This window comes from Pedobacter foliorum (assembly GCF_013266735.1).
GTDB classification, from domain to species: Bacteria; Bacteroidota; Bacteroidia; order Sphingobacteriales; family Sphingobacteriaceae; genus Pedobacter; species Pedobacter foliorum.
The window spans coordinates 355,971-380,808 of sequence record NZ_JABSNU010000003.1; the positions used below are offsets into that span (position 1 = coordinate 355,971).

Genomic DNA, 24,838 nt, shown 5'->3' on the forward strand with positions numbered 1-24,838 from the left:
CTTACCAAATAAAGTCTCAATATACGAAATATTACGCTTAGAACTTATTCTTCCACATCATGCTTTCTACGGGTTTTGTAGTTTTATTGTTGTATTTAGCATTGATTTTAGTGTTGTACATGGTTTGAATATCACCTTCAACCATAAAATAGATTAACTGTCCAATTGGCATGCCTGCGTACACCCTCACTGGCTGTGCACATGAAATTTCTAAAGTCCAGGTATTGCAAAAACCAACATCACCTTTACCCGCTGTTGCATGTATATCGATACCTAAACGACCGGTACTTGATTTTCCTTCGAGAAAAGGAATGTGGGCATGGGTTTCTGTATATTCTAAAGTTACACCAAGGTACAATGTGCCGGGATGAAGTACGAATCCGTCTTTAGGAATTTCGAAATGTTCTATTTTATTGTGTGCTTTTGCATCAAGAATTCTGTCTTTATAAGTAGCGAGGTATTTGCCCAAATGAACATCATATGAGTTTGTGCCAAGGCATTCTGGATTAAAAGGCTCTATTATAATGGTTCCCTTATCTATTTCTTGAAGAATTCGTTTATCCGAAAGTATCATTTTATATAGTATTTGGACGAAATTATGATTAATTTAAGATACTTTTGCATAGTTTTTCTAAAATAGAGATGCCTGTAGTTTTTAATAAAAATATTGACGACGATACCATACTTGCCGTATGGAAAATCGAAGAAACTGAAGAGCAACTGATGTCAGGGTTACAACTGAAACAGCATGAGCTTGATGTTATTTCATCGTTAAATAATGGAAAGCGTTTACTTCACTGGTTAAGTACAAGGGTTCTGCTAAGAACAATGCTTAATACTTCGGAGTATATTGATTGTCGTATGGACGAGCATGGTAAGCCTTATCTCCCGAATCTTGGCTACCATATTTCTTTAAGTCACTCCTATGATTATGCTTCGGTTATTGTTGGGAAAAAGAAAAAGGTGGGAGTTGATATAGAACTTATTAAGCATAAAATAAAGAGCATTAGAAATAAGTTTCTTTCTGACTCGGAACTTTCTCAAAAACAGATTGGTGACAATACCAATGGATTATATGTTTGCTGGTGTGCAAAAGAAGCCATTTACAAATGGCATGGTAGGAAAGGACTTGAGTTTAAACGTGACATTCATATTAAGCCTTTTAAACTTAAAGACGAGGGAAGTCTTAATGCGCTTGTAGACCTTCCTGAAGGAACTCAGGAACTCACCGTACATTATTTTAAAACTAACGATGGCTATATGTTAGGCTATGTGGTAGCTTAACTCTTCATAAAAATGAATAAAAAAGTTGAATTTATAGATTGGGGCCTTATTGATTATCAGGATGCCTGGGATAAGCAGGAGATCTTGTTCAATCAGACCGTGGCTTTAAAGACACAAAACCGATCAAATAATACTACGCTGGAAACGCCAAATTATCTGGTGTTTTGCGAACATCCTCATGTTTATACTTTGGGTAAAAGCGGCCATCCTGAGAACTTGTTACTTGACGAACAAGGATTATTAGAAAAAGAGGCTACTTATTATAAGATTAATCGTGGTGGAGATATAACATACCATGGCCCCGGACAAATTGTAGGTTACCCGATCCTTGATCTGGATAATTTCTTTACGGATATCCATCTTTACTTAAGAACACTTGAAGAGGCCGTTATTTTAACACTGAACGATTATGGAATTAAAGCTGGCAGGTATACAGGTTATACCGGTGTGTGGCTTGATGCTGATAATGAGAAGGCGCGAAAAATATGTGCCCTAGGTGTAAGGTGCAGCAGATGGGTAACCATGCATGGATTTGCATTTAATGTAAATGCAGACTTGAATTACTTTAAAAACATTGTTCCTTGTGGTATTGATGATAAGGACGTAACATCAATACAGCGTGAATTGGGTTATCCTGTAGATGTTGCAGAGGTTGAAGGTAAACTTAAAGGGCATATTGCCAGCCTTTTTAATATGCAGTTAGTCTGATCTTCTAGTTGAGAAAAAGAGGGTATAAATTTTGATTTTTTGACATAAAGATTATCTTTATATAAATTAAAACTCAAAAACCCTATGGACTACAATTCAGAGTACTCTTCAGCCGCTGCCGGTATAGGCGCAGGCGCAATAACCATTTACCTTCTCCTTCTAGTTTTAACCTATATAGGATTATGGAAAATTTTTGAAAAGGCCGGAAAACCAGGCTGGGCTGCTATTATTCCTATCTATAATGCTATTGTACTGATAGAAATTGTTGGTAAACCCACAATTTGGATTCTTTGGTTAATTATACCTTGTACTTCTCCTATATTTGGTATTTGGCTTGTGAATCTGTTGAGTAAAAGCTTCGGGAAAACCGAAGGGTATACAGTTGGAATGGTTCTTCTGCCATTTGTTTTTATACCACTATTAGGTTTTGGGGATGCCAAATATTTAGGCCCATCTGCCAAAGAAGCACAAAATGGCTTTAATAATCCTAACAATCCTTTTGGTAATAACAATCCATTCAACGATCCATTTAACAAACCTCCAACCACACCAGAAGTTTAATTGTTAGTATTTATAACATATATCTTATCCGCCTGGTCTTCATTTTTAGACAAGGCGGATATTTTTTTTATTCCCTGCCCGTTTAAATATATCTTCAATATTGACTGTCCGGGGTGTGGCTTTCAACGCTCATTGCTATTTCTCCTGAAAGGGGATTGGGAAAAGGGTTTTGATATGTATCCGCCGACAGTTCCTCTTCTTATTACTTTTATTGTGGGCTTATCGGCTAATTACTGGTTTGGCAAAAGAAGCGATAAATTAGTTAAGACACTGTACCTCATTACAGGTTCAATTGTGTTGATAAGCTATGTTTATAAAATGTGGGTGCCTCATAATCATTAATACAGTTGTACTCAGGAAATCTGTAACTATAATTATTGCGTAAGTATGGAATATGAGATTTTCAATATTAATCTTTTCATTTTTACTAATATTATCCTGTAAAAAGGGAGATTTAAAATCTATGGATGACAATAAACCTGCGGATACTCTTGTGAAGCCAGTTGATACCATAATCAAGCCTGTCGATACATTGGTAAAACCCGTAGATACAATACCTCCAATAGATCCAAATAAAGGCAAACAGCTTAACTATATTGCTCTTGGTGATTCGTATACCATTGGCGAAGCTGTGCCGCGTAATGAGAACTTTCCAAGTCAATTGGTAAAGGAGCTTACAGCAAAGGGACTTATCATAAATCCACCGGCTATAGTGGCAAGAACCGGTTGGACGACGAGTGAATTGCAAGCAGGTATTAAGGATTCAGGATTTCCTGAACATAAATATGATATTGTTACATTACTAATCGGGGTAAACAATCAATATAGGGGCGAATCAAAAGATGTTTATCGGAAAGAATTTAAGGAGCTTTTACAAACCGCAATTAACTTTACCAAAGATAAAAAGACGCATGTTTTTGTAATATCAATTCCAGATTGGGGAGTTACTACATTTGGCTTGCAAAGTGGCAGAGATCAACAAACTATTGCTGAAGAGATTGACGCTTTTAACGCAATTAATAAAGAAGAAACATTAGCTGCTGGCTTAAGTTATACAGACATTACTCCGGCTTCCAGATTAGCGCTCTCAGATAGATCGCTGGTAGCCAGTGACGGTTTACATCCTTCGGGTAAAATGTATATGAGCTGGGCGGTAAATGTGGCTCCTGAGGTCTTAAAGAATTTGAAATAGCCTTTGCTTAATCTGTTCTTGAAGTGATATATCTATAATCTTTAATTACTGTTTTTAAGAAATCTAACTCGTTCATGCCGGCAGGGATAGTGATGGCAAGATGTGTCGAGATTCTTTCGGACATGGTGTAAATTAAATCAGCATTATTTGTTTTATGAAAGGTGCTTATCACTTCATGAATTAGTTCCGCATCCCTATCAGTGAGCTGATCGACGTATGCAAAAACAGGGGTATACGCATCTTCCACAGGATGAAAAGCAATGTGATTAAAATCAGTACGGGGAACTGTTTTTATGAGCGTAGTGCCAGCAACTATATCACCAATTCGTTGTTTTTTTTCTGTTGCAGCAACGCAAATTAGCCCACCTACCTGAGCAGTTAACGAAAAATCTACTAGTCTGAATACCCAGCGAATGAAATATTGTCCTATGCTGGGTTGGCCCCCATTTAAGCTAATCACCTTTATTTTTAGAAGCCTTTTTCCAATGCTTTGGCCATTCATAAAGATTTCGGTAATAAGGTTGTAGAAAACATAACAAGCTCCAAAAATTGACCAGATGGAAATGATGAGGATGTTTGATTGAACGCTTATGCCAAGCATAGTTAATAGCATGAGTAGGCCTCCAACTACTATAAATGCGCCCAGGTCAATTAATCGGGCAGCCACTCGTTCTCCTAATCCTGCCACCGGATAATCAATTGCTACATGCTGACTAGTGTTTACCTGTATTGTTTCCATATAAACTCAAACTTAGATAAAATTTAAAGGAAAGAAATGTTCAGGAGAAATAAAATAATGATTGTGAATTTTTCTTGTAAGATTGTTTTTTGTGCTATTTTACATAAAAATTAAAGCCCTCGCAAAACCTATGAGAGAATCGTTGTTTGTTAAACAGAATTCCGCTAAGTGGAAGTCATACGAGCAAATGAGCGTAGCAACACCTGATGAACTTGCGGATAGGTTTGTAGACATTACGAATGATCTGGCCTACGCCAAAACATTTTATCCAAAGTCTAAGACAACGGAGTATTTAAATGGAATAGCGGCATTACTACACCAGTCTATTTACAAGAACAAAAAAGAAGACCGCAATGCATTTGTTGAGTTTTGGAAATTTGAACTTCCCATGCTTTTTTATACTTATCGCAAACAACTTTTATATTCTTTAATCTTCTTTGTGATCTCAAGCTTAATCGGGGTTTTATCAGCGAAATACGATGATACTTTTATAAGGTTAATTCTCGGAGATGGTTATGTTAATATGACCAATGAAAATATTGCAAAGGGTGATCCATTTGGCGTTTATAAAACACAAGGTGAGATTAGTATGTTTTTTATGATTGCGGCAAACAATATTTATGTATCACTAATAATGTTTGTGAGCGGAATTTTCTTGTCTATTGGGCCTGTCTTTTTTATTCTAAGGAATGGAATTATGCTAGGCTCATTTGAGTATTACTTTTTTAGTAAGGGGCTTGGAATGGAATCTATCCTAGTAATATGGATTCATGGAACTTTAGAAATATCTGCTATTATTATTGCCGGTGGTGCAGGTCTGGTTTTAGGCCATGGCTTGTTGTTTCCTAAAACATATACTCGTCTTCAGGCATTTGTCAATAGTGCAAAAGATGGGACTAAGATAGCATTAGGGATATTGCCCATAATTGTGGTGGCAGCAATCTTTGAAAGTTTTGTTACAAGGCATACTAATATGCCAGTTTGGTTAAGTGTATCCATTCTTGGAGGATCACTATTATTTATGGTTTGGTATGTAGTTTTATACCCGGCCCAACTTGTTAAGCGCAATCAAAATATAAACAATGTCGGAGAAATTAGAATTTAGAAAAATTAGAGAGTTTGGAGAGATCATTAATGATATGTTTCAGTTTTTGAAACAGAACTTTAAACCATTAATGAAAACATACATTTATTTATGCGGGTTCTTTGTACTGGCAGGAATGATAGCAGCAATAATGTATCAGCTGGGAATTCAAAAAGTGGCATTTGGTTACGGGAACGGTCAGTCGACTGTTTATGGAATTCAAAGATTATACGATGTGTTTACGTTAAATTATTTCCTTGTGATCGTGTTGTCTATGCTAAATTATACAGCTATAAGTGTTTCGATCTTGTGCTTTATAGCTTTATATGTACAAAAAGGCAATCAAGCGCCTACGGTAGAGGAGGTTTGGGCATATTTCAAATACTATTTTCTTAGGGTTTTCGCCAGCAGTTTTGCTATAGTTATTTTTCTTGTCATTTGCTTTCTGTTTTGCTTTTTCCCCTTTGTATATGTTTTTCCGGCAATGTCTATTTTTTATTCAGTAATGGTATTGGAAAACGGGAGCTTTGAATATTCCTTTAGTCGTTCTTTCAAGTTATTAAAAGATCAATGGTGGGCAACTGCAGGAGCAATATTTGTAATTTGGATTATCTCTTACGCATGTATGTCAATGGCTTCTCTGCCGGCAATTATACTTACTTTGGTTTCTGGTTTTGCCAAAGGAGCAGGTGGTTTTAATAGCTTAGCTATTATTGTATCTACTATTATTCAATATGTATGTCAGGTGTTTATGATTTTGCCAATTATAGGTGTAACGTTGTGCTATTTCAATTTGGTAGAGCGTATGGATAATACTGGACTATTTGAAAGAATAAATCAACTAGGGAAGTCAGGGGCTGACGTAAACTCTACACCTGAGGATTACTAATATGCGTTTACTGCTCTTTATCTTTCTTTTTTTTGGAGTTCCACAGGTTCATGCTGAAGCAGGGGCGATGGATTCTACTGCAAAAAAAATGGAGGTTAGATTGGATATGACTAAAGTTGAATTGCGGAAGATTGATAAAAATAAGCTTAGTACATACAGTAAAGAAGCAGACTTCATTTATGATGATGCCCCTGCTCCTGAACTTAGTTTATGGGACAGATTTTGGAAATGGTTCTGGGATATGATAAACCAGATTTTGAGGAATAAAGTGTCTGGAGGAGCAATAAAGTATTTCGTAATTGTTGCACTTATTGCGTTAGTGGTTTTTATAGTGTTGAAGATAGCAGGAGCTGACCTTAAGATATTTTCCCGTAAGTCTAAAGAAGTAGAAGTTCCTTATAGTGAATCTGATGATAATATTCATGAAATCAATTTTAATGAAGAGATTGAAAAGGCAATTTCAAGTTCTAATTATAGGCTAGCTGTTAGACTTTTATATTTACGGGCACTTAAGAATTTGAGTGATAAAGATCTTATTCACTGGCTTCCGGAAAAAACGAATCAGACTTATATTAGTGAAATTAATGATCCGGATAAAAAAAGAGAATTCAGTAGGCTTACTCATCAATTTGAATATGTTTGGTATGGAGAGTTTTTTATTGATAAGGAGAACTTTAATACGATAAAGGATACTTTTGAACGGTTTAATTTGCATAGCTCATGAAAGGATTAAGAAGATACCTTATTGTGAGTGCAGTGCTTTTGGTGGCTTATCTGGTGGCTCAATATTATAAGCCGACGCCAACAAATTGGACATCTACTTATTTAAAAGAGGACAAGATTCCGTTCGGCACATATATTCTGTTTCATCAAATACACGAGTTATTTCCCAAAAAAGATGTGAGGGTAACTAGAGATCCTATATACAATACTTTAAAGGATAGCAGTTTTAAAAACGTTAATTATCTTTTTATCTCTCATTCAATTGAAGTTGATAAGTTAGACTTTAGGGAGCTGATAAACTTTGTAGAACAAGGTAATAATGCATTTATTGCTGCTTTTGATTTTGGCAAAACTTTGAGAGATACCCTTAAATTAGAGATAGGATCATCTTATAATTATTCAGTTGAAAAGTCGACAGGTGTTAATTTTACCAATCCGGCTTTAAAAGCTAAATCTGATTATACTTTTGGAAAGCAAATAGCCGAGCAGTATTTTAGTTCGTTTGATACCTCAAGGGTAACGGTACTGGGCAAAAATATTGAAGGGAAACCTAACTTTATTAAATACACCTATGGCAAAGGCAGCATATACATTTTGCCTAATCCTCAACTGTTAACTAATTACAGCTTACTAAATCCTCTGGGTGCTGATTATGCAGCCAAGGCTTTATCTTACCTCCCAGCTTCAGCAAGTTTGCTCTGGGACGAACATAATACGAGGGGAAATATTGATGATTCAGCAATTCTGCGTGTCATCTTTAAGAATGAGTCATTACGCTGGGCATATTATATAGCAATGGCAGGATTGATCATCTTTGTCTTGTTTGAAATGAAGCGTAGACAGCGGATAATCCCTGTAATAGAACCACTAAAAAACTCATCGCTGGATTTTGTTAAAGTGGTAGGCAAAGTATACTATCAACAAAGAGATAACAGGGATATTGCAAGAAAGAAGATAAACTATTTTCTTGAACATATCAGAAGCACTTATGCGCTGAAAACGGGATCACTGGATAACGAATTGAAGCAAGCATTACATTTTAAATCAGGTGTTCCTGAGGAGACAATTGATCAATTGTTTCTCATCGTAAACGAGATAAACAATAATCAACGTGTTGATGATAGCTCACTGATTAACCTTAATAAACTAATTGAAAGATTTTACAAACAAGCTCAATAAACTATGGAACCGGAAATTTTTAATGAAAGAACCGACTTAACTGAACTTAATCAGGCTGTTGATCAGATAAGACAATCACTGAGCAGTATTATTATTGGACAAAAGGAAACGATTGATTTTCTTATTGCGGCTTTACTAGCTGATGGCCATATTTTGCTTGAGGGTGTTCCTGGGGTAGCTAAAACTTTAAGTGCTAAACTTGTTGCAAAGAGTATTGATGCCTCTTTTTCTAGAATTCAGTTTACTCCTGATTTAATGCCTTCAGATGTGTTGGGGACTTCAGTGTTTGATCCAAGATCTTCATCATTTGAGTATAGGAAAGGGCCAATATTTGGCCATATTATATTGGTAGATGAAATTAACAGGGCTCCGGCAAAAACACAGTCAGCTTTGTTTGAAGTGATGGAAGAGCGACAGATAACTGTCGATGGCCACACTTATCCAATGGATGAACCTTTTATGGTTTTGGCCACTCAGAATCCAATTGAACAGGAAGGTACTTATAGATTGCCTGAGGCTCAGCTTGATCGTTTTCTATTTAAAATAGAGGTAAAATACCCTACTTTGGAAGAAGAGATTATCATTCTTCAAAATCAACATCAGCAAAAGCTGGAGGTAGAAATAAATGCAGTTAAAGCCGTTTTAAGCATTGATAAAATCAAAAAATGCAGAGCCATCATAAAGGCTTTACATGTTGAGCCTAAGCTAATAGAATATGCAGCAAGGATAACTCACGAGACAAGAAACAATAAGTCACTTTACCTGGGCGCTTCGCCGCGTGCATCTCTGGCCATGATTAATAGTGCTAAAGCTATTGCCGCAATGCAGGGACGTGATTTTGTTACACCAGAAGATATTATTAAAGTAGCGGCTCCTGTACTTGCACACAGAATTATGCTAACACCGGATAAGGAAATGGAGGGGCTTACACCTGCTGATGTAGTTGCACAGATTATTCAAAAATTAGAGATCCCAAGGTAATACTTAAGCTGTTGAAAAACTTTTTTAAGACATATTATAAAGACCTGTTTTTAGGTAAAAGGCTATTTGCAGGAATTGGGCTGTGTGTTACTTTGTTCCTGTTCTCCTTCTTTTTGCCATGGCTTGGCGATATTCCATTCATTATTTTTTGGATATTGATGTCAATGATGGTTATAGATCTAATTATGCTTTATCGCCAGGAGAAAGGATTCTTTTTAAGAAGAGATCTTCCGGAAAGACTAAGTAACGGTGACGAAAACGAACTACATATTTACATTGAAAGCTTTTATTCTTTTGCAACCAAAGTGGGAATTATTGATGAAATCCCTTTACAGTTTCAAAAAAGGGATATCTGGTTTAGCAGTAGTTTAAAGGCCCGTGAGCATAAAACAATCAATTATACTTTACGTCCAACTAAAAGAGGAGAATATGTATTTGGCCTCATTCGTTTATACGTTAGTTCGCCTCTTGGCTTAATTGTAAGAAGATTCAATTTTGGAGAAGAAGTAACAGTTCCTGTTTATCCCTCTTTCCTTCAGTTAAGAAGGTATGAATTGATGGCTATTTCGAATAGATTAAATGAAATTGGAATAAAAAAGATAAGAAGGATTGGCCATAGTCTGGAGTTTGATCAGGTAAAAAACTACGTGCAAGGTGATGATTATAGGACGGTTAACTGGAAAGCAACTGCCCGAAAAGGAGAGCTGATGGTTAACTCTTTTACCGATGAAAAAGCTCAGCATGTTTACTGTGTAATAGATAAATCAAGAGCCATGAAAATGCCTTTTGAAGGCTTGAGCTTATTGGATTATGCCATTAATGCAAGTTTGGTTCTTTCTAATGTAGCCTTGTTAAAAGAGGATAAAGCAGGTTTAATTACAATAGCTGAAAAAACCGGAAGTATCGTGCCTGCTGATAGAAAACCTGCTCAGCTTGGTAAAATTATGAGCGTATTATATAAAGAGAAAACAAGGTATCTTGAAACGAATATGGAAGCTCTATATACCAGTATCCGCGGTGTTATGAAACAGCGTAGCCTGATTGTTTTCTTTACAAATTTTGAAAGTATGTCTGCATTAAACAGGCAGCTACCGTTCTTAAAGCGCATTGCTAAATTCCATTTATTACTAATTGTATTTTTTGAAAATACAGAACTAAAATCTCTTACTGAGGAAGAAGTAAGAGATGTGGAAGGGATTTATATTAAAACCATTGCCAGTAAATTCGCTTATGAGAAAAAACTAATCGTTAAAGAACTTGCCAAGCATGGAATATTAAGCATCCTTACGCCGCCAGAAAAGCTAACGATTAATGTAATCAACAGATATCTTTCTATTAAAGCACAACAGAAAATCTAATGATAAGATTTTAGCACTCAGGTAAACTTATTGGAATATTGGTAGCTAAACCACCATCTGATGTTTCCTTATATTTTGAGTTCATATCCAAAGCTGTTTCCCACATTGTATTTACTACAGCATCTAAACTTACTTTTGCTTTATCCGGATTGCTTTGCAATGCAAGTTGGCTTGCCGTAATGGCTTTTATAGCACCCATAGTATTTCTTTCTATGCAAGGTATTTGAACTAAACCGCCAATAGGATCGCAGGTAAGGCCTAAATGATGTTCCATGGCTATTTCAGCGGCCATTAAAACTTGTCTCTGAGACCCTCCTAAACACTCAGTAAGCGCAGCAGCCGCCATTGCTGAAGATACGCCAATCTCCGCCTGACAACCGCCCATCGCGGCTGATATAGTAGCTCCCTTTTTGAAGATGCTTCCTATTTCAGATGCACAAGCAATAAACTGTGTAATTTTTTCTTCGTCAAAGCCATTACAGAAGGTGATAAAGTACTGCAATACTGCCGGGATAACTCCTGCGGCACCATTTGTTGGTGCGGTTACTACACGGCCAAATGAAGCATTTTCTTCATTAACAGCCAGCGCGAAACAACTTACCCAGTCCAGCGTATAATTAAAGCCATTACCGCCGGCTCTAATGGCCATTACCCAATTTTCATAGTTGGTGTAAACACTATTGCACATTAATTTTTTATTGAGCGCTGCGGCTCTCCTCGCTACATTTAATCCGCCAGGTAAAAAGCCGGAAGTATGACATCCTCTGTAGATGCAATCTTTCATTACATTAAAGTGCTGTAAAATCCCTGCTCTGGTAACAGCTTCTGTGCGCCAGGCGAGTTCATTTTCCATTACCACCTCAGAAACCTTAAGTCCCGTAGTTAGGCACCAGTGTAATAGGTCTCCTGCCTTTTCAATAGGGAAAGGTAAGTCTACCTGTTCTTTTTCTTTGCCGTCTTCACCTTCTTTAACTACAAAACCACCACCTATAGAGTAATAAGTTTCTGATACAGCTTTCCCGGTTGTTAGAAAAGCTTGAAATGTAACTGCATTGGGGTGAAAGGGTAGGCTTTCAAAAAAAAGAAATACAAGATCTTCGGTGTAATTGAAGGCAATAGATTTCTCTCCTGCCAGGTTTAGCAATTGATCTTTTTTGATAGATTCAACTGTGCAGTCAATTGCATTCACGTCAAAAGTGACTGGATCTGCTCCGTTTAATCCCAGTAATATGGCAATGTCAGTGCCATGCCCTTTACCAGTTTTGGCTAATGATCCATAAAGCAAAATCTTTATTTGCTCTACATCATCTAATAAGTTTTGTTGCTTTAATGAAGCAGTAAATTGTTGTGCCGCTCTCCATGGCCCAAGTGTATGTGAACTTGATGGTCCAATTCCTATCTTAAAAATATCGAATACCGAGATCTGTTCCCTTTGCATAATGCAAAGCTAAAACTTAAAAGTCAAATGCTATGATATTTCTATCCTCAAGCATCCGATCTACAAATCTTTTGTGATTTTTAGGACTCCCTATAGCTATCCATGTTCCACTAATGATGCCGTTGGCGAGTTCCTGTTTGCCTCTGGTGAGTTTTAGTTTAGAAGTTTTAATGTCCTCTTCATACTTCTCTAGGCTTTCATTTTCGAACCTTTTAACTATTCTGTAGACCCTTTTGGTAAAGCGCTGTTCCACCATTTCTTCCAGATAGGGAAAAGTGAATAATGCTACAAGAACCACCAGAGTTACTCCAATTGCCTGTTCATAATATCCAGCCCCAATAGCCATCCCAATTGCCGCTACAATCCATATTACACAGGCAGTAGTTAAACCTTTGACCTGATTGTCTTCTTTGAAGATAACTCCCGCTCCTAAAAAGCCTATGCCGGTAACAATATTGGAGGCTATACGGTCATGACTGCTAAGTCCAATTTTTACAGATAGAATTGTGAAGAGGGTAGAACCAAGGCCAATCATAATCATTGTCTTTAATCCAGCCTGTTTGCTTCTAAACTCTCGCTCAGCACCAATTAAACCACATAGCAATGTTGCCATTAAAAATTTATTCACTTCAGTAGCTGTAATGAAATGACTGTTTTCTAAGATATTCTCCATCATATTTTAACTATCTAAATATAACAAAGATTTAAAACAAAAAGACCCGCTGTTCTCAGCGGGTCTTTTTGTTTAAGTGTAAGGGAAATGATGATTACATCATTCCACCCATACCACCACCACCCATTGGAGGCATACCAGCACCTGCAGGAGCATCTTCCGGATCATCAGCTAAAACAACTTCAGTTGTTAATAACATAGCTGCAATAGAAGCTGCATTTTCTAATGCTACACGACCAACTTTAGTTGGATCGATAACACCAGCAGCAATTAAGTTTTCATATACATCAGTACGGGCATTGTAACCGAAGTCAGCTTTACCTTCTTTAACTTTTTGTACAACGATAGAACCTTCGATACCTGCATTTTGGCAAATCTGACGTAAAGGCTCTTCAATAGCACGACGAATGATCTGGATACCAGTAGTTTCATCATCATTTGAACCTTTCATGCCATCTAATGCTTCAATAGCACGGATGAAAGCAACACCACCACCAGCTACGATACCTTCTTCAACCGCTGCGCGAGTTGCATGTAAAGCATCATCAACACGGTCTTTTTTCTCTTTCATTTCAACTTCAGAAGCTGCACCAACATAAAGAACTGCAACACCGCCAGCTAATTTAGCCAAACGCTCTTGTAATTTCTCTTTGTCATAATCAGATGTAGTAGTCTCAATTTGAGCTTTGATCTGGTTAACACGAGCTTTGATGTCTTCAGACTGACCAGCACCATTGATGATTGTAGTATTGTCTTTGTCAACAATAACTTTCTCAGCAGTACCTAAATAAGTAAGGTCAGCATTTTCTAATTTATAACCTCTTTCTTCAGAGATAACAGTACCACCAGTTAAGATAGCGATGTCTTCTAACATTGCTTTTCTTCTGTCACCGAAACCTGGAGCTTTAACAGCAACAACTTTCAGAGAACCACGGATTTTGTTAACTACTAAAGTAGCTAAAGCTTCACCATCTAAATCTTCAGCGATGATCAATAGAGGTTTACCAGTTTGAACTTGTTTTTCCAATACAGGCAACAATTCTTTCATGTTGCTGATCTTTTTGTCATAGATCAAAATGTAAGGGTTTTCTAATTCCGCTTCCATTTTATCAGCATTGGTTACAAAATATGGAGATAAGTAACCACGGTCAAATTGCATACCTTCAACTGTTTTTACTTCAGTTTCAGTACCTTTTGCTTCTTCAACAGTGATAACGCCATCTTTACCAACTTTGCCCATAGCCTCAGCGATTAATGCACCGATAACTTCGTCATTGTTTGCAGAGATAGACGCAACTTGTTTGATTTTGTTGTTGTCTTCACCTACAGTTTGTGATTGAGCTTTTAAGTTCTCAACAATAGCAGTAACGGCTTTATCAATACCGCGTTTTAAGTCCATTGGATTTGCACCCGCAGCTACGTTTTTAATACCTGCAGTTACAATTGCCTGAGCTAAAACAGTTGCAGTTGTAGTTCCATCACCTGCGATATCAGCAGTTTTAGAAGCTACTTCTTTAACCATTTGAGCACCCATGTTCTCAATTGGATCTTTCAATTCAATTTCTTTAGCTACCGTAACACCATCTTTAGTGATAGCAGGTGAGCCAAATTTTTTGTCAATAATTACGTTGCGACCTTTAGGTCCTAAAGTTACTTTTACAGCATTAGCCAAAATATCAACGCCTCTTTTCAGCGCGTCACGGGCTTCTACATTATATTTTACTTGTTTTGCCATTTTATTTTTTTTGATTCTTGTTTAAGCTAAGACGAGTTAAGGCTTAGCCAATTTCATTTCAATAATTATACTTGGATTAAAGAGTTCCTAAGATATCAGAATCTCTCATAATTAAATACTCAGTACCTTCAATGGTAACTTCAGTGCCACCATATTTGCTATATAAAACCTGATCACCAACCTTAACACTTAATGGGATTAGATTTCCGGTTTGGTCAGCATATTTACCAGGTCCAACAGCTACTACGATTCCTTGTTGAGGTTTTTCTTTAGCGGTATCAGGGATATAAATACCAGAAGCTGTTTTTTCTTCTGCAGCAGCAGCTTCAACAACTACTCTATCTGCATTAGGTTTAAAGTTTAAAGCCATAACTTATTATTGTTTTGTTTTTAGATTTATAAATGTAAAAGTAAATTAATTACGCAGGAAAGAACATATCAGTTTTTATGCCAACGCGCTTAAGGTTGACAAATTTACGTAGCCTTGTCAGCTAATGGATTATCGTAAACTATTTTTGTGTCAGAGTGGCAGGGGCATAAAAAATCCCGGAAGGTATTAAACCTGCCGGGATTTTGCATTCTTATGGATATAAGAACTTATTTTTTTGTAGTGTCAGCAGCAGCTGGTGGCGTATTTGCCGGAGCAGGAGCTGTAGTTGCACCGCCTCCAATTGGAGATGGAGTAGGAGTTTTGTCAAGTTGCTCTTGAATTTTAGAACCGGCTCCAGTTGATGAAGAACCTCCAGATTTAGCAATAGTTGTAATTGATAAAGTAACCACTACAACAAGGGCTAATAAAATCCAGGTTCCTTTTTCTAAAACGTCGCCTGTACGTTGAACACCAAACATATTACTGCCAGATCCGCCTGTTGCCAGACCACCACCTTTAGGATTTTGTATCAAAACAAATAGCGCTAAGGCAATACAAATGATGATTAATAAAATAATTAAGAAAAGCATAGTATGTTAGGTTGTTAAATTTTTTTTTCTATCGATTGAATAAGGTCGGCAAAGTAACGGCTTTTTTCTGGAAACATCAAACTTAATTTTTCATAAGTCTCTATGGCCTTGTCATAAAGCATCTGCTCAATATAGATGTTTGCCAGCGTTTCAGATACCAGGTCATTATGATCCTCTGCACTTTTTTTCGCTTTGTTTTCGTTGTTGATTTGTTCCGGTTTTGGCGGACTTATCTGAGGCTCATTCTTTATGAAGCTTTCAATAATTTCATCGCCTTTTGAGCGATTTCTGAATTCATTGGGAGAATATTCGCTTTCTTCCTCTTCTTCAAACGGGCTTTGCATGTGAAATATGTTCTCCACATATTGCTGCTGAAGCTCATTGGATTTTCTATTTCTATCAGGTTTAGCTTCCTGGTGATGTTTAACTTGTTTAGGTGAAGCATAAGGTTGAAATATTTGCTGATGCTCTTTCCTTGTTTTCGCCAGCCACCATAAAAACGTATAAGGCAACTGATCATCATCATATTTGCTGATTATAATCGGCTCCTCTTCAGTGATGGATTCCTCTTCTTTATATTCTTCTATCTGGGGCTCTGTGAATGCTATTGTTTCAGATAAAGGTTCAACCTTAAAGTTTTCCTGAAATGCAAAGAAGTCTGTAGCAACGATATTCTCTAATACAAGATCGTCCTCTGGGTTCTCTTTGTTTTCATTAATTGGAGGCTGATCAATTTCATGCGCTTTATAGTCATGTATATTAACTTCGCCAATTTCGTCAAAAGTCTCCTGGTCATCTGTTACCTTGAGTTCTTCCGATTCCGCTGGCACTTCATCAATGATAACCTCATCTAAAGTTTCAGGATTATTGTCAAAAACACCGAAAGAAGAAGAGTTAATGATATTGAAATTAACTGATTCCAGGCTTTCCGTTTCATGAAGAAAGTTATGCAGTAACTGGCCATTAGTATATAAAGCAGCAGTAGCTAGGCTACGATTGCTTTCATCTGCGTTTAAGGTAGCTTTGGCAAGTAGAAGATGAACAGGTTGAAAATAAGGGTACTGCTCTGCAAGATTTTTTAGCATAGCTATATCATACTGAGATACTTTCTCAGGTACGGCAATGAATCCTGTTAGCTGTTCTTTAATATTTATATCCTGCTCCACGTTGCTAAGTTAATAATTGATCTCTACTTTAGCCTACCATTGTGCAAAAGCTCTGTTAAAAATATCTTCAGTGAGCTGAGCAGTAACGTCTTTAATTAAGCCAGGTTCTTGTGCTTGAAGGTTTCCAGCTAGTTTAAAATCTTTATGACGCTCAAAAGATTGCTCAAAGTTTTTTGTGGAATCAAGATTGTTTACGTATTTAACATTAACTGTTATTGATAGCCTGTTTGCACCGGCTGTAGGTTGCTTATTATCTGTTATTGCTACCGGAGTGATGCCGTACCCTGTAATATTTCCAGTGAAAATGGCCTGTGCGTCATTTGGAGTAATACTTAACTTCGTCTGGTTTCTGATACGTGTTTTCAATTCCTCTGTAAACTGCGAGCTTAAAGATGCTACGACTAATGGAGCGTTGTTTTCAAAAACTTTAACGCTAATTGTTTTCATGTCAGGGGGAATAGAAGCTCCGTCTAGGCTTATTTTGCACCCGATTAAAAAGAATAACAATATGATTATAGATAAATTTTTCATCCTTAGTTTAAATTCAGTTCTTTAATTTTTCTATATAACGTTCGTTCTGAGATGCCTAGTTCCTGAGCTGCAAATTTACGTTTGCCTTTATGTTTCTTTAAGGCTTTTTTGATCAGATCAGATTCTTTGTCTATTAATGATAAAGATTCTTCTACTTCCTCCGCTTCATGGGTATAGTTGTAGTCCACAGGGGTATTCTGAACTGGCTTTTTAATAGTCAGTGTAGCTTGTTCATTCCCAAACGTCTGATCTACCTCTTGATAAAGCTGGTTGATGTAATGAGGATTGTCAGCCATGATGTGTGAAGTATTTCCTCCACTCTGAATGATTTCAGCTACAAGCTTTTTCAATTCCATCATGTCCTTTTTCATATCAAAAAGAACCTTGTAAAGAATATCTCTTTCTGTATAGTCTTCTTTACTATTGCCGTTAATTGCTACAGGTAAATTGTTGGCGCTTTCATTAGGAATATAGTTTAGTAAAGCTGCGGCACTTACATTTCGTTCTTTCTCCAGAACGCAAATTTGTTCTGCAATATTTTTCAACTGTCTTACATTTCCCGGCCAGCTATAATTGCTTAGTATTTGTATCGCATCAGGTTCAAGTTGTATACCCGGACTGCGGTACTTATCGCTGAAATCTGCAGAGAATTTTCTGAATAATAAATAAATGTCTTCTTTACGTTCATGCAAAGCAGGAATACGTAATGGAACAGTATTTAATCTATAATATAAGTCTTCACGGAATTTACCCGATTTAACGCGGTTATAAACATCAACATTTGTAGCTGCAATAATCCTTACATCAGTTTTTTGTACTTTGGATGATCCTACCCTAAGGTATTCGCCGCTTTCAAGAATACGTAACAGGCGGGCTTGAGTGCCTAAAGGCAGCTCAGCAACTTCATCAAGAAATATTGTACCACCATTAGCTACTTCAAAATAGCCTTTACGGGCTTCGTGGGCTCCAGTAAAAGATCCTTTTTCGTGTCCGAAGAGTTCAGAGTCAATTGTTCCCTCTGGGATAGCACCACAGTTTACTGCTATGAAAGCTCCATGTTTACGTGTGCTCATTTGGTGAATGATATGAGAAAATACCTCTTTACCACTACCACTTTCACCGGTAATTAAAACAGACATGTCAGTTGGTGCCACCTGTCTGGCAATATCTATAGCCCGGTTTAACAGCGGAGAACCACCAATTATCCCAAAACGGTTTTTTATGTCTTGTACGTCCAATGTAATCTGTGTTTAATTAAACAATCTCAGGTTCTTCAACTACAACAGTTCCCAGTAAGGTTGCCGAAGTACAACGATCTATATGTACATTAACATATTGACCAGCCGTAACCCCTTCTGTTGCCGGGAAAACTACCATTGCATTCTGATCATTTCTTCCACAGAAATCTTTATCCGATTTCTTAGAAGTGCCCTCTACTAAAATCCTAACAGTTTTGCCAACAAATTGTTGTAAACGATATAAAGAAGTTTCTTGTTGTTTTAACAGGATTTCACTTAATCTGCGTTTTTTTACCTCTTCAGGAATATCATCTTCAAATTTCCGTGCTGCAAGAGTTCCCGGACGCTCAGAATAACTAAAGGTAAATGCGAAATCATATTTCACATAATCCATAATACTAAGTGTTTCCTGGTGCTCTTCTTCCGTTTCGGTGCAAAAACCAGCAATGATATCAGATGAAATTGCGCAATCAGGAATAATATTCCTAATGGCATCAATTCTGTTAATGTACCATTCTCTTGTGTAAGTACGATTCATTAATTCCAATACTCTGCTACTTCCTGATTGAACAGGTAAGTGGATGTAATTGCAGATATTATTGTGTTTAGCTATAGTATATAAAACTTCGTCAGTAATGTCTTTAGGGTGTGAGGTAGAGAAACGAATTCTCAATTCAGGGCTAATCAAGGCAACCTTTTCAAGTAATTGAGCAAAGTTAACCTCAATTTCAGTGCTTTCTTCACTATCAGTACCTTTCCATTTGTAAGAATCTACATTCTGACCAAGTAAAGTAACTTCTTTATAGCCACGGTCAAATAGATCTTGAGCCTCAGCCATAATCGAATGCGGATCTCTGCTGCGCTCGCGACCTCTTGTGAAAGGTACTACGCAAAAAGAACACATATTGTCGCAACCGCGCATAATAGAAATAAATGCGGTAATGCCATTGCCGTTTAATCTAACAGGACTAATGTCCGCGTAAGTCTCTTCACGTGATAGTAATACATTGATGGCTTTATGGCCACTTTCTACCTCACTTAACAGCTGCGGCAATTCACGGTATGCATCCGGGCCAACCACTACATCAACCAATTTTTCTTCTTCAAGAAATTTAGATTTCAAGCGTTCAGCCATACAGCCTAAAACACCTACAATAAGTTTCGGGTTTCTACGCTTTTCTACACCAAATTGCGACAGACGATTACGAACTCTTTGCTCCGCATTTTCACGAATGGAACAAGTGTTTATAAAGACTACATCGGCTTCCTTATAGTCACCGGTAGTTTCAAATCCCTGATCTAATAATATAGATGCAACAATTTCGCTATCCGCAAAATTCATTTGGCAACCATAACTTTCGATATACAGTTTGCGGCCATTGCGCACCAATGGTGCATCAACAATTAAGGCCTCGCCTTGGCGCTCTTCATCATGTTTCTTATCTGTCAACTGTAAATCAATCATAAATGGTCAATTGTTTTATGGGCTTCAAAAATACGTAATTTAATTTACAAATGACAAATTGGCAGAATGCTAAATGAATATTTTGTGACAATAGCCAACTCTATTTTTCATTATGGCCTTGATATTGCAGGTTACACTATATATGGCGACTAAAAAATATGGAAAATACAAATTATTAAAATGGCTGGGAGGCGTTGTTGCCGTCCTGATCCTTGTCGTTGGAAGTGCGGCTTTATATTTTAGTGCAAAATGGAAACCGCTTCTTACCGAAAAGATCAAAGATGGCGTTTACAAGGGCTCTCAGAAACTTTATAGAATTGATTTTAGAGATATTCGCCTTAACCTCATAACTGGTAGCGCCGTGTTAGATAGCGTTACATTAACTCCTGATACGACTGTTTTTAATCAGTTAAAAGAGCTTAAACTTGCTCCAACTAATCTATTTCAGATAAAGCTGGCACGCCTTCAATTAAGTCGGATAGGCGTGCTTACTGCCTACTTTAAGAAACGAATAACCATGAATTCCATTATCATGGAGCAACCCTCCATTAATGTGATCCATTATAAGGTTGTAAAAAAAACAGATACAGTTGCATATAAAGGTAGTTTGTATGATCAAATCTCTAAATCATTAAAATCTATTCATGTAAAAACTATTAAAATAATAGATGCCGATTTTGATTATATCAATGGAGCTACTTCAAAACCATTGAATTCTATAAAGCACTTAAATATCAATGTGAATGACCTACTTGTCGATTCTCTGTCTCAGTTTGATACCACTCGTTTTTATTACACCAAGGATATCAATTTTGAATTGACAGGTTATCGGTCTACAGGTAAAGATAAAATGTACACAATTAAGATAGATACTGTTGCAGGTTCTGTAAAAAATAAAGCTATTCGTATAAAGGGCTTACAAATGATTCCTCTTTACCCGGACCTTACCTTTACAAGGAAATATAAATATGGAAAAGACCGATGTGATTTAACGTTTAATGAGATTGCTTTTAACGGAGTAGATTTTACTAAATTAAGTTCAGAAGGCAATTTATATGCAAGGAGCCTGAGTATTGGTCCTGCAAAAGCAGGTATTTTTGTGAATAGAGAATTACCTGCTCCGCCTAATTTCGATAAGGCTCGAAACTTCCCTCATATAGCACTCAAAAGACTGCCTATTGAAACAATTATTGATAGTGTAAAGTTGTCTAATATCGATGTTGCTTATACAGAGTATAATCCGATCACTCAAAAAAGAGGGACAGTATATTTTCAGAATCTTAGCGGAAATATTCTCAACCTAACTAACGACTCCCTTCAATTAGTAAAGAGCAATCATGCCATTGCTAAATTAACTGCCTTGGTAATGAAAACAAGCCGTATAAATATTACCATAAACTTTAATTTAACAGATAAAAATGCCGCTTTTAGCTATAAGGGAAATGTAGGCCCGATGGATATGGTGGTTTTAAACCCTATGGTAAAAAACATGGGCTTAGTTGAAATTGAAAGCGGGCAAATGCAGGGAACTGATTTCGATATCCAGGCTAATGTGAAAGGGGCTTCAGGTGTAGTTCACTTCTATTATAAAAACCTTAAGATAAAGCTTCTTAAAGAGGGTGAAAATGGAGGCATTGGTAAAAAGAAGGGGTTCTTGTCTTTCTTAGCAAATAGTCTGCTAATTGAAGATGCCAATCCAAGTAAAGGCGCCGCTCCTCGAAAAGCTAGAGTTGTCTTTGAGAGAACGCCCGCCGCTTCATTTTTTAATTTATTGTGGAAAGGTATTTTTATAGGCATGCGCGAAACAGTTGGATTAGGGAGTGTGCCTGTAAAAACACCTGAAGAAGCAATGGAGAAAATAAAGGATAAAAAACAAGAGAGACGTGAAAAAAGAGAAGCAAGAAGAAAAGAACGTACAGAAAGAAAAAAGGCCGATTTATAACGTCTGATTAATAAATTCGTATATTAGGTTAAACCACTAAGGCCTATGATCAAAAAAGTCCGAAAGAGTTATAGTACACTTAAATGGGTTTCCGGGATCATGCTCTTTTTTATTTTATTGCTGGTTGTGGCATCCAGGCACCTAAGTTCCAAATTTCAGCCTATAATTAAAGCACAAGTTAGAGACCTTGTTTTAAATTCTACGGACAGTTTATATAGTATAGAATTCTCTGATGTCAGCACTAATTTTATTACGGGAAGAGCTTCATTATCGGACGTTAAAATTACACCGGATACTAATATCCTAAAGAAGATGGTTGGCCTAAAACATGCGCCAAATAACATCTACTATATACAGCTAAAGGAACTTGCTATAAAAAATTTCCATCCTTTTGATTTGCTGAGATATAAAAAGGTGAAAATTGATCTCCTTTTGTTTGATAATCCTAACATTGTAATGGTAAATAAACAGCTGCCATTTAATGAACTCAAAAAACCATTTTCCGATAAATCTCCTTACGACTACATTTCTAAATTTGTAAAGGAGCTTAAAGTAAAAACCATCGACCTTAAAAATATAAGCTTCAAATACGTTAATAAAAATTCGGCGATTCCAGAAGTCGATTCTATTAAGAATCTTAACGTCACATTAAAAAACTGGCTGATTGATAAAAACTCAGTCAGAGATACCAGTCGGTTTTATCTGCTTAAAGATGTGGTGATAAATTTAAATAATTACACTTTCGCAACACCGGATAGTTTATATCACATCAACCTTAATCAACTTGATTTTGTGGCATCATCTGGCAAGCTGAACATCAAGAGTTTTAGTGTTGTTCCGCGTTTTGATGAAATGAGTTTTGGAAAGACTGTCGGTTATTCAAAGGATAGGTTTGATATCCAAATGAGTAACATTAGCCTGGAAGGGATAAACCTGCCTTTGTATGTACGTAAACAGGAACTGTATGCTACCGAGATGAATATAAGCAATGGTTCCATTTCTGTTTTTAATAATAATGAGCTACCTAAAAGAACCGAAATTAAGATAGGGAAGTACCCTCATCAACTATTACAAAAAGTTAATGGGCTGTTAACGGTTAAGCAACTTAATCTAAGTGATATAGATTTAACCTATGCTGAGTTTGATAGAGGTAGTAAGCAAAAGGGGAGAATCACTTTTGAGAAAACTTCCGGAAGCATTACCAACATCACCAATTCCGAAAAAATTAAAGACAAAAACCCTTTTATGTTTGCCAATCTAACAAGCTATATGATGGGGCAGGGTAAATTGGATGTGAAATTCAAGTTTAATCTTACAGCTAAAGACGGCGCTTTTTCTTATTCAGGAACTTTAGGTGGTATGGACGGAAGGGTTTTAAATAGAATTACCCGGCCACTAGGCATGGTTGAAGTTAAAAGCGGCCACGTAAAAAAGCTTGAGTTTAATATTGATGCTAATGAAAGCCTTGCAACCGGTAAAGTTAAATTTGCTTTCAATGATCTTTCTGTCGCACTGCTTAAAAAGGAAGAAGGCAGAGATCATTTAGTAAGGCAAGGCTTGATGTCTTTTTTGGCAAACGCAATGATCATTAATTCTGATAATCCTAAAGCAGATGGCGTACTAGTAGCTGCACCAATAAAATTCGAAAGGGAAAAAACAGCATCATTCTTTAGTTTTATTTGGAAAACACTTTTTCAGGGGATAAAATATAGTGTTGGTGTAACACCTGAAAAGGAAAAAAAGATACGGGAGCAAATCGCAAAATTTGAGAAGATCAAAGCGGATAGAGAAAAGCGCAGACTTATCAGGCAAAAACGCAAGGCGATTAGAGAAAAGCATGGGCTATGATTTCTTAATTATTGTCGCCCAGAAATTAAAATCCGAGCGACAATAAATCTACTATCAATTTACTTTTAATAATTTACCTGCCAGGTCTTCCCACCTGTAATATTGAAACGTTTTGTTATCGCTCATTGCTACAAAAATACCGTGCTTAAAGTCATCGTTAAGTGGTTTTGAATAAATGTCAGAACCATCACTTTGATTGGTTGAAACCTTGATACTTGTGATCATTGGGTGGTTGTTAGGGCTTTTATCACCTTCGCGGGTAAACACCTGAAAATGATTTGCTGACTGGTCAGATACTAATATATAGCCCGTACTATCCGATGTTTTATAAATGCTGATTCCCTCATTATCTTCTGTAAAGCCCTCTTTTGCAAAAAGAGCAAGCTCTTCGTTTCCTTTAGCAGGATCCGCATAATATTTGCGAACTCCAAATTGCTCATCTGAGTAATAGATATATCCTAGCTCATTATCTACAGCAATAGCTTCGATCTCTTTTTTGCCGCTGTACTTTCCGAATTTCCTTTTTAGTGTAGCCTTAAGTTTTCCTGAACCATCGTCCTCAAGTAAGTACTGCCATAAGTAGGAACCATCCTTTGGCCCTGTCTTTCTACCGGCAACAGCATAAATCTGCCCCTGTGGATTAGTATATAAAGCAATGCCCATTAGGTCCCTATACATTTCTCCCGTTTCGCCTTCAAACACTGGTAGCCCCCCATTGTCTATTGGCTTCATATCGGGTAAAGAAAATACCCGTAGTTTGTGAGTCATTCGTTCTGTAGCTACAGCAATGTCAACTTTTTTGCCACCTAGTACCAGACCATAGGCAATGTCTACATTGTTGGGTCTTTTTAATCCTTTTACAGTTTTATCCTTAATGATCTTTCCTTTGAGGTCGAAAACATATAGTCCCCCATTTTCATCTTTATCCGTACCAATCACTAATGATTTGGAAGGATCTTCAGGGTTAACCCATATTGCAGGATCATCAGAATCAAATTGTACAGGTTCCGTAACATATAAAGGTTTTACTGCTTCAGTAGTATCATGTTTTTGTTGGGTACAGGCAATGTTCAACAACATAAGTATTGTCGAAAGTGTAGTAATCAGGTTAAATTTATTCATTAGTATTGATTTAATATTTTTC

At 36.9% G+C, this 24,838-nt stretch carries 25 protein-coding genes; 13 read left to right on the top strand and 12 right to left on the bottom strand.

Annotation, left to right across the window (positions count from 1 at the left end; translation table 11 throughout):
* Positions 1–37 precede the first annotated feature (37 nt).
* Entirely contained in the window at positions 38–574 is a 537-nt protein-coding gene (gene dcd, locus HQN83_RS08325; RefSeq protein ID WP_173089874.1) for a dCTP deaminase, read from the bottom strand.
* A 68-nt stretch (positions 575–642) separates the two neighbouring features.
* Here dcd and HQN83_RS08330 point away from each other — a divergent pair, with 68 nt between their 5' ends.
* The 5 genes from HQN83_RS08330 to HQN83_RS08350 all read left to right on the top strand — a co-directional run bounded on the left by HQN83_RS08330 (position 643) and on the right by HQN83_RS08350 (position 3,745).
* The gene (locus HQN83_RS08330) at positions 643–1,284 is read left to right on the top strand and encodes a 4'-phosphopantetheinyl transferase family protein (protein ID WP_173089875.1); all 642 of its coding nucleotides are present in this window, start codon (positions 643–645) and stop codon (positions 1,282–1,284) included.
* A 12-nt stretch (positions 1,285–1,296) separates the two neighbouring features.
* Positions 1,297–1,992: a lipoyl(octanoyl) transferase LipB gene (lipB, locus tag HQN83_RS08335; RefSeq protein ID WP_173089876.1), complete on the top strand. Its 696-nt coding sequence runs from the start codon at positions 1,297–1,299 to the stop codon at positions 1,990–1,992.
* An 84-nt stretch (positions 1,993–2,076) separates the two neighbouring features.
* Positions 2,077–2,553: a DUF5684 domain-containing protein gene (locus HQN83_RS08340; RefSeq protein ID WP_173089877.1), complete on the top strand. Its 477-nt coding sequence runs from the start codon at positions 2,077–2,079 to the stop codon at positions 2,551–2,553.
* Positions 2,554–2,895, top strand: a complete 342-nt coding sequence (locus HQN83_RS25380) for a DUF2752 domain-containing protein (RefSeq protein ID WP_217277357.1) — start codon at positions 2,554–2,556, stop codon at positions 2,893–2,895.
* A 121-nt stretch (positions 2,896–3,016) separates the two neighbouring features.
* Positions 3,017–3,745 carry an SGNH/GDSL hydrolase family protein gene (locus HQN83_RS08350; protein WP_173089878.1) on the top strand — a complete coding sequence of 243 codons (729 nt, stop codon included), beginning with the start codon at positions 3,017–3,019 and terminating at the stop codon, positions 3,743–3,745.
* Positions 3,746–3,752: 7 nt separating this feature from the next.
* On the opposite strand, the gene HQN83_RS08355 is transcribed toward HQN83_RS08350, so the two are convergent.
* A complete protein-coding gene (locus HQN83_RS08355; protein WP_173089879.1) occupies positions 3,753–4,484 on the bottom strand; it encodes an RDD family protein in 732 nt (243 codons plus the stop codon).
* 130 nt (positions 4,485–4,614) lie between these two features.
* Between HQN83_RS08355 and HQN83_RS08360 the strand changes: the two genes are divergently transcribed.
* From HQN83_RS08360 to HQN83_RS08385, 6 genes are read left to right on the top strand one after another with little or no spacing between them, the layout of a single operon-like run.
* On the top strand, positions 4,615–5,589 hold the full coding sequence (locus HQN83_RS08360; protein ID WP_173089880.1) for a stage II sporulation protein M: 975 nt from the start codon (positions 4,615–4,617) through the stop codon (positions 5,587–5,589).
* The gene (locus tag HQN83_RS08365; RefSeq protein ID WP_173089881.1) at positions 5,567–6,457 is read left to right on the top strand and encodes a hypothetical protein; all 891 of its coding nucleotides are present in this window, start codon (positions 5,567–5,569) and stop codon (positions 6,455–6,457) included. The genes HQN83_RS08360 and HQN83_RS08365 overlap by 23 nt, the downstream gene beginning before the upstream one ends.
* A gap of 1 nt (position 6,458) precedes the next feature.
* Entirely contained in the window at positions 6,459–7,181 is a 723-nt protein-coding gene (locus tag HQN83_RS08370; RefSeq protein WP_173089882.1) for a DUF4129 domain-containing protein, read from the top strand.
* Entirely contained in the window at positions 7,178–8,359 is a 1,182-nt protein-coding gene (locus HQN83_RS08375) for a DUF4350 domain-containing protein (RefSeq protein WP_173089883.1), read from the top strand. The genes HQN83_RS08370 and HQN83_RS08375 overlap by 4 nt, the downstream gene beginning before the upstream one ends.
* A 3-nt stretch (positions 8,360–8,362) precedes the next feature.
* Positions 8,363–9,340, top strand: a complete 978-nt coding sequence (locus tag HQN83_RS08380) for an AAA family ATPase (RefSeq protein ID WP_173089884.1) — start codon at positions 8,363–8,365, stop codon at positions 9,338–9,340.
* An 11-nt stretch (positions 9,341–9,351) separates the two neighbouring features.
* Positions 9,352–10,698 carry a DUF58 domain-containing protein gene (locus tag HQN83_RS08385; protein ID WP_173089885.1) on the top strand — a complete coding sequence of 449 codons (1,347 nt, stop codon included), beginning with the start codon at positions 9,352–9,354 and terminating at the stop codon, positions 10,696–10,698.
* Positions 10,699–10,708: 10 nt separating this feature from the next.
* On the opposite strand, the gene HQN83_RS08390 is transcribed toward HQN83_RS08385, so the two are convergent.
* From HQN83_RS08390 to miaB, 9 genes are all read right to left on the bottom strand, one after another.
* The gene (locus HQN83_RS08390; RefSeq protein ID WP_173089886.1) at positions 10,709–12,136 is read right to left on the bottom strand and encodes an L-serine ammonia-lyase; all 1,428 of its coding nucleotides are present in this window, start codon (positions 12,134–12,136) and stop codon (positions 10,709–10,711) included.
* 16 nt (positions 12,137–12,152) lie between these two features.
* The gene (locus HQN83_RS08395) at positions 12,153–12,812 is read right to left on the bottom strand and encodes an MgtC/SapB family protein (protein WP_246254385.1); all 660 of its coding nucleotides are present in this window, start codon (positions 12,810–12,812) and stop codon (positions 12,153–12,155) included.
* A gap of 91 nt (positions 12,813–12,903) precedes the next feature.
* On the bottom strand, positions 12,904–14,544 hold the full coding sequence (gene groL / locus HQN83_RS08400) for a chaperonin GroEL (RefSeq protein WP_173089887.1): 1,641 nt from the start codon (positions 14,542–14,544) through the stop codon (positions 12,904–12,906).
* Positions 14,545–14,620: 76 nt separating this feature from the next.
* Positions 14,621–14,914 (bottom strand): co-chaperone GroES, encoded by a 294-nt coding sequence (gene groES / locus HQN83_RS08405; RefSeq protein ID WP_048907794.1) that lies wholly within the window; start codon positions 14,912–14,914, stop codon positions 14,621–14,623.
* A gap of 227 nt (positions 14,915–15,141) precedes the next feature.
* Positions 15,142–15,504 carry a preprotein translocase subunit SecG gene (gene secG / locus HQN83_RS08410; RefSeq protein WP_173089888.1) on the bottom strand — a complete coding sequence of 121 codons (363 nt, stop codon included), beginning with the start codon at positions 15,502–15,504 and terminating at the stop codon, positions 15,142–15,144.
* Positions 15,505–15,518: 14 nt separating this feature from the next.
* Positions 15,519–16,670 carry a hypothetical protein gene (locus tag HQN83_RS08415; protein ID WP_173089889.1) on the bottom strand — a complete coding sequence of 384 codons (1,152 nt, stop codon included), beginning with the start codon at positions 16,668–16,670 and terminating at the stop codon, positions 15,519–15,521.
* A 33-nt stretch (positions 16,671–16,703) separates the two neighbouring features.
* Positions 16,704–17,117 (bottom strand): LptE family protein, encoded by a 414-nt coding sequence (locus tag HQN83_RS08420; protein WP_317172494.1) that lies wholly within the window; start codon positions 17,115–17,117, stop codon positions 16,704–16,706.
* Positions 17,118–17,203: 86 nt separating this feature from the next.
* On the bottom strand, positions 17,204–18,439 hold the full coding sequence (locus HQN83_RS08425) for a sigma-54 interaction domain-containing protein (protein ID WP_173089891.1): 1,236 nt from the start codon (positions 18,437–18,439) through the stop codon (positions 17,204–17,206).
* Between the two features lie 16 nt (positions 18,440–18,455).
* Positions 18,456–19,904, bottom strand: coding sequence for a tRNA (N6-isopentenyl adenosine(37)-C2)-methylthiotransferase MiaB (gene miaB / locus HQN83_RS08430; RefSeq protein WP_173089892.1), 1,449 nt, complete (start codon positions 19,902–19,904; stop codon positions 18,456–18,458).
* A 112-nt stretch (positions 19,905–20,016) separates the two neighbouring features.
* On the opposite strand from miaB, the gene HQN83_RS08435 reads away from it, so the two are divergent.
* On the top strand, positions 20,017–21,846 hold the full coding sequence (locus HQN83_RS08435; RefSeq protein ID WP_246254393.1) for an AsmA family protein: 1,830 nt from the start codon (positions 20,017–20,019) through the stop codon (positions 21,844–21,846).
* A gap of 45 nt (positions 21,847–21,891) precedes the next feature.
* The gene (locus tag HQN83_RS08440) at positions 21,892–23,694 is read left to right on the top strand and encodes a hypothetical protein (RefSeq protein ID WP_173089893.1); all 1,803 of its coding nucleotides are present in this window, start codon (positions 21,892–21,894) and stop codon (positions 23,692–23,694) included.
* Between the two features lie 54 nt (positions 23,695–23,748).
* Here HQN83_RS08440 and HQN83_RS08445 read toward each other — a convergent pair whose 3' ends face one another.
* Positions 23,749–24,816 carry a phytase gene (locus tag HQN83_RS08445; RefSeq protein ID WP_173089894.1) on the bottom strand — a complete coding sequence of 356 codons (1,068 nt, stop codon included), beginning with the start codon at positions 24,814–24,816 and terminating at the stop codon, positions 23,749–23,751.
* Positions 24,817–24,838: the final 22 nt, after the last annotated feature.

Excerpts from the sequence above, each read along its gene's own strand:
- dcd (WP_173089874.1), bottom strand. The coding sequence starts at position 574 with ATGATACTTTCGGATAAACGAATTCTTCAAGAAATAGATAAGGGAACC.
- HQN83_RS08330 (WP_173089875.1), top strand. The coding sequence starts at position 643 with ATGCCTGTAGTTTTTAATAAAAATATTGACGACGATACCATACTTGCC.
- lipB (WP_173089876.1), top strand. The coding sequence starts at position 1,297 with ATGAATAAAAAAGTTGAATTTATAGATTGGGGCCTTATTGATTATCAG.
- HQN83_RS08340 (WP_173089877.1), top strand. The coding sequence starts at position 2,077 with ATGGACTACAATTCAGAGTACTCTTCAGCCGCTGCCGGTATAGGCGCA.
- HQN83_RS08350 (WP_173089878.1), top strand. The coding sequence starts at position 3,017 with ATGGATGACAATAAACCTGCGGATACTCTTGTGAAGCCAGTTGATACC.
- HQN83_RS08355 (WP_173089879.1), bottom strand. The coding sequence starts at position 4,484 with ATGGAAACAATACAGGTAAACACTAGTCAGCATGTAGCAATTGATTAT.
- HQN83_RS08360 (WP_173089880.1), top strand. The coding sequence starts at position 4,615 with ATGAGAGAATCGTTGTTTGTTAAACAGAATTCCGCTAAGTGGAAGTCA.
- HQN83_RS08365 (WP_173089881.1), top strand. The coding sequence starts at position 5,567 with ATGTCGGAGAAATTAGAATTTAGAAAAATTAGAGAGTTTGGAGAGATC.
- HQN83_RS08370 (WP_173089882.1), top strand. The coding sequence starts at position 6,459 with ATGCGTTTACTGCTCTTTATCTTTCTTTTTTTTGGAGTTCCACAGGTT.
- HQN83_RS08375 (WP_173089883.1), top strand. The coding sequence starts at position 7,178 with ATGAAAGGATTAAGAAGATACCTTATTGTGAGTGCAGTGCTTTTGGTG.
- HQN83_RS08380 (WP_173089884.1), top strand. The coding sequence starts at position 8,363 with ATGGAACCGGAAATTTTTAATGAAAGAACCGACTTAACTGAACTTAAT.
- HQN83_RS08390 (WP_173089886.1), bottom strand. The coding sequence starts at position 12,136 with ATGCAAAGGGAACAGATCTCGGTATTCGATATTTTTAAGATAGGAATT.
- HQN83_RS08395 (WP_246254385.1), bottom strand. The coding sequence starts at position 12,812 with ATGATGGAGAATATCTTAGAAAACAGTCATTTCATTACAGCTACTGAA.
- groL (WP_173089887.1), bottom strand. The coding sequence starts at position 14,544 with ATGGCAAAACAAGTAAAATATAATGTAGAAGCCCGTGACGCGCTGAAA.
- groES (WP_048907794.1), bottom strand. The coding sequence starts at position 14,914 with ATGGCTTTAAACTTTAAACCTAATGCAGATAGAGTAGTTGTTGAAGCT.
- secG (WP_173089888.1), bottom strand. The coding sequence starts at position 15,504 with ATGCTTTTCTTAATTATTTTATTAATCATCATTTGTATTGCCTTAGCG.
- HQN83_RS08420 (WP_317172494.1), bottom strand. The coding sequence starts at position 17,117 with ATGAAAACAATTAGCGTTAAAGTTTTTGAAAACAACGCTCCATTAGTC.
- miaB (WP_173089892.1), bottom strand. The coding sequence starts at position 19,904 with ATGATTGATTTACAGTTGACAGATAAGAAACATGATGAAGAGCGCCAA.
- HQN83_RS08435 (WP_246254393.1), top strand. The coding sequence starts at position 20,017 with ATGGCCTTGATATTGCAGGTTACACTATATATGGCGACTAAAAAATAT.
- HQN83_RS08440 (WP_173089893.1), top strand. The coding sequence starts at position 21,892 with ATGATCAAAAAAGTCCGAAAGAGTTATAGTACACTTAAATGGGTTTCC.
- HQN83_RS08445 (WP_173089894.1), bottom strand. The coding sequence starts at position 24,816 with ATGAATAAATTTAACCTGATTACTACACTTTCGACAATACTTATGTTG.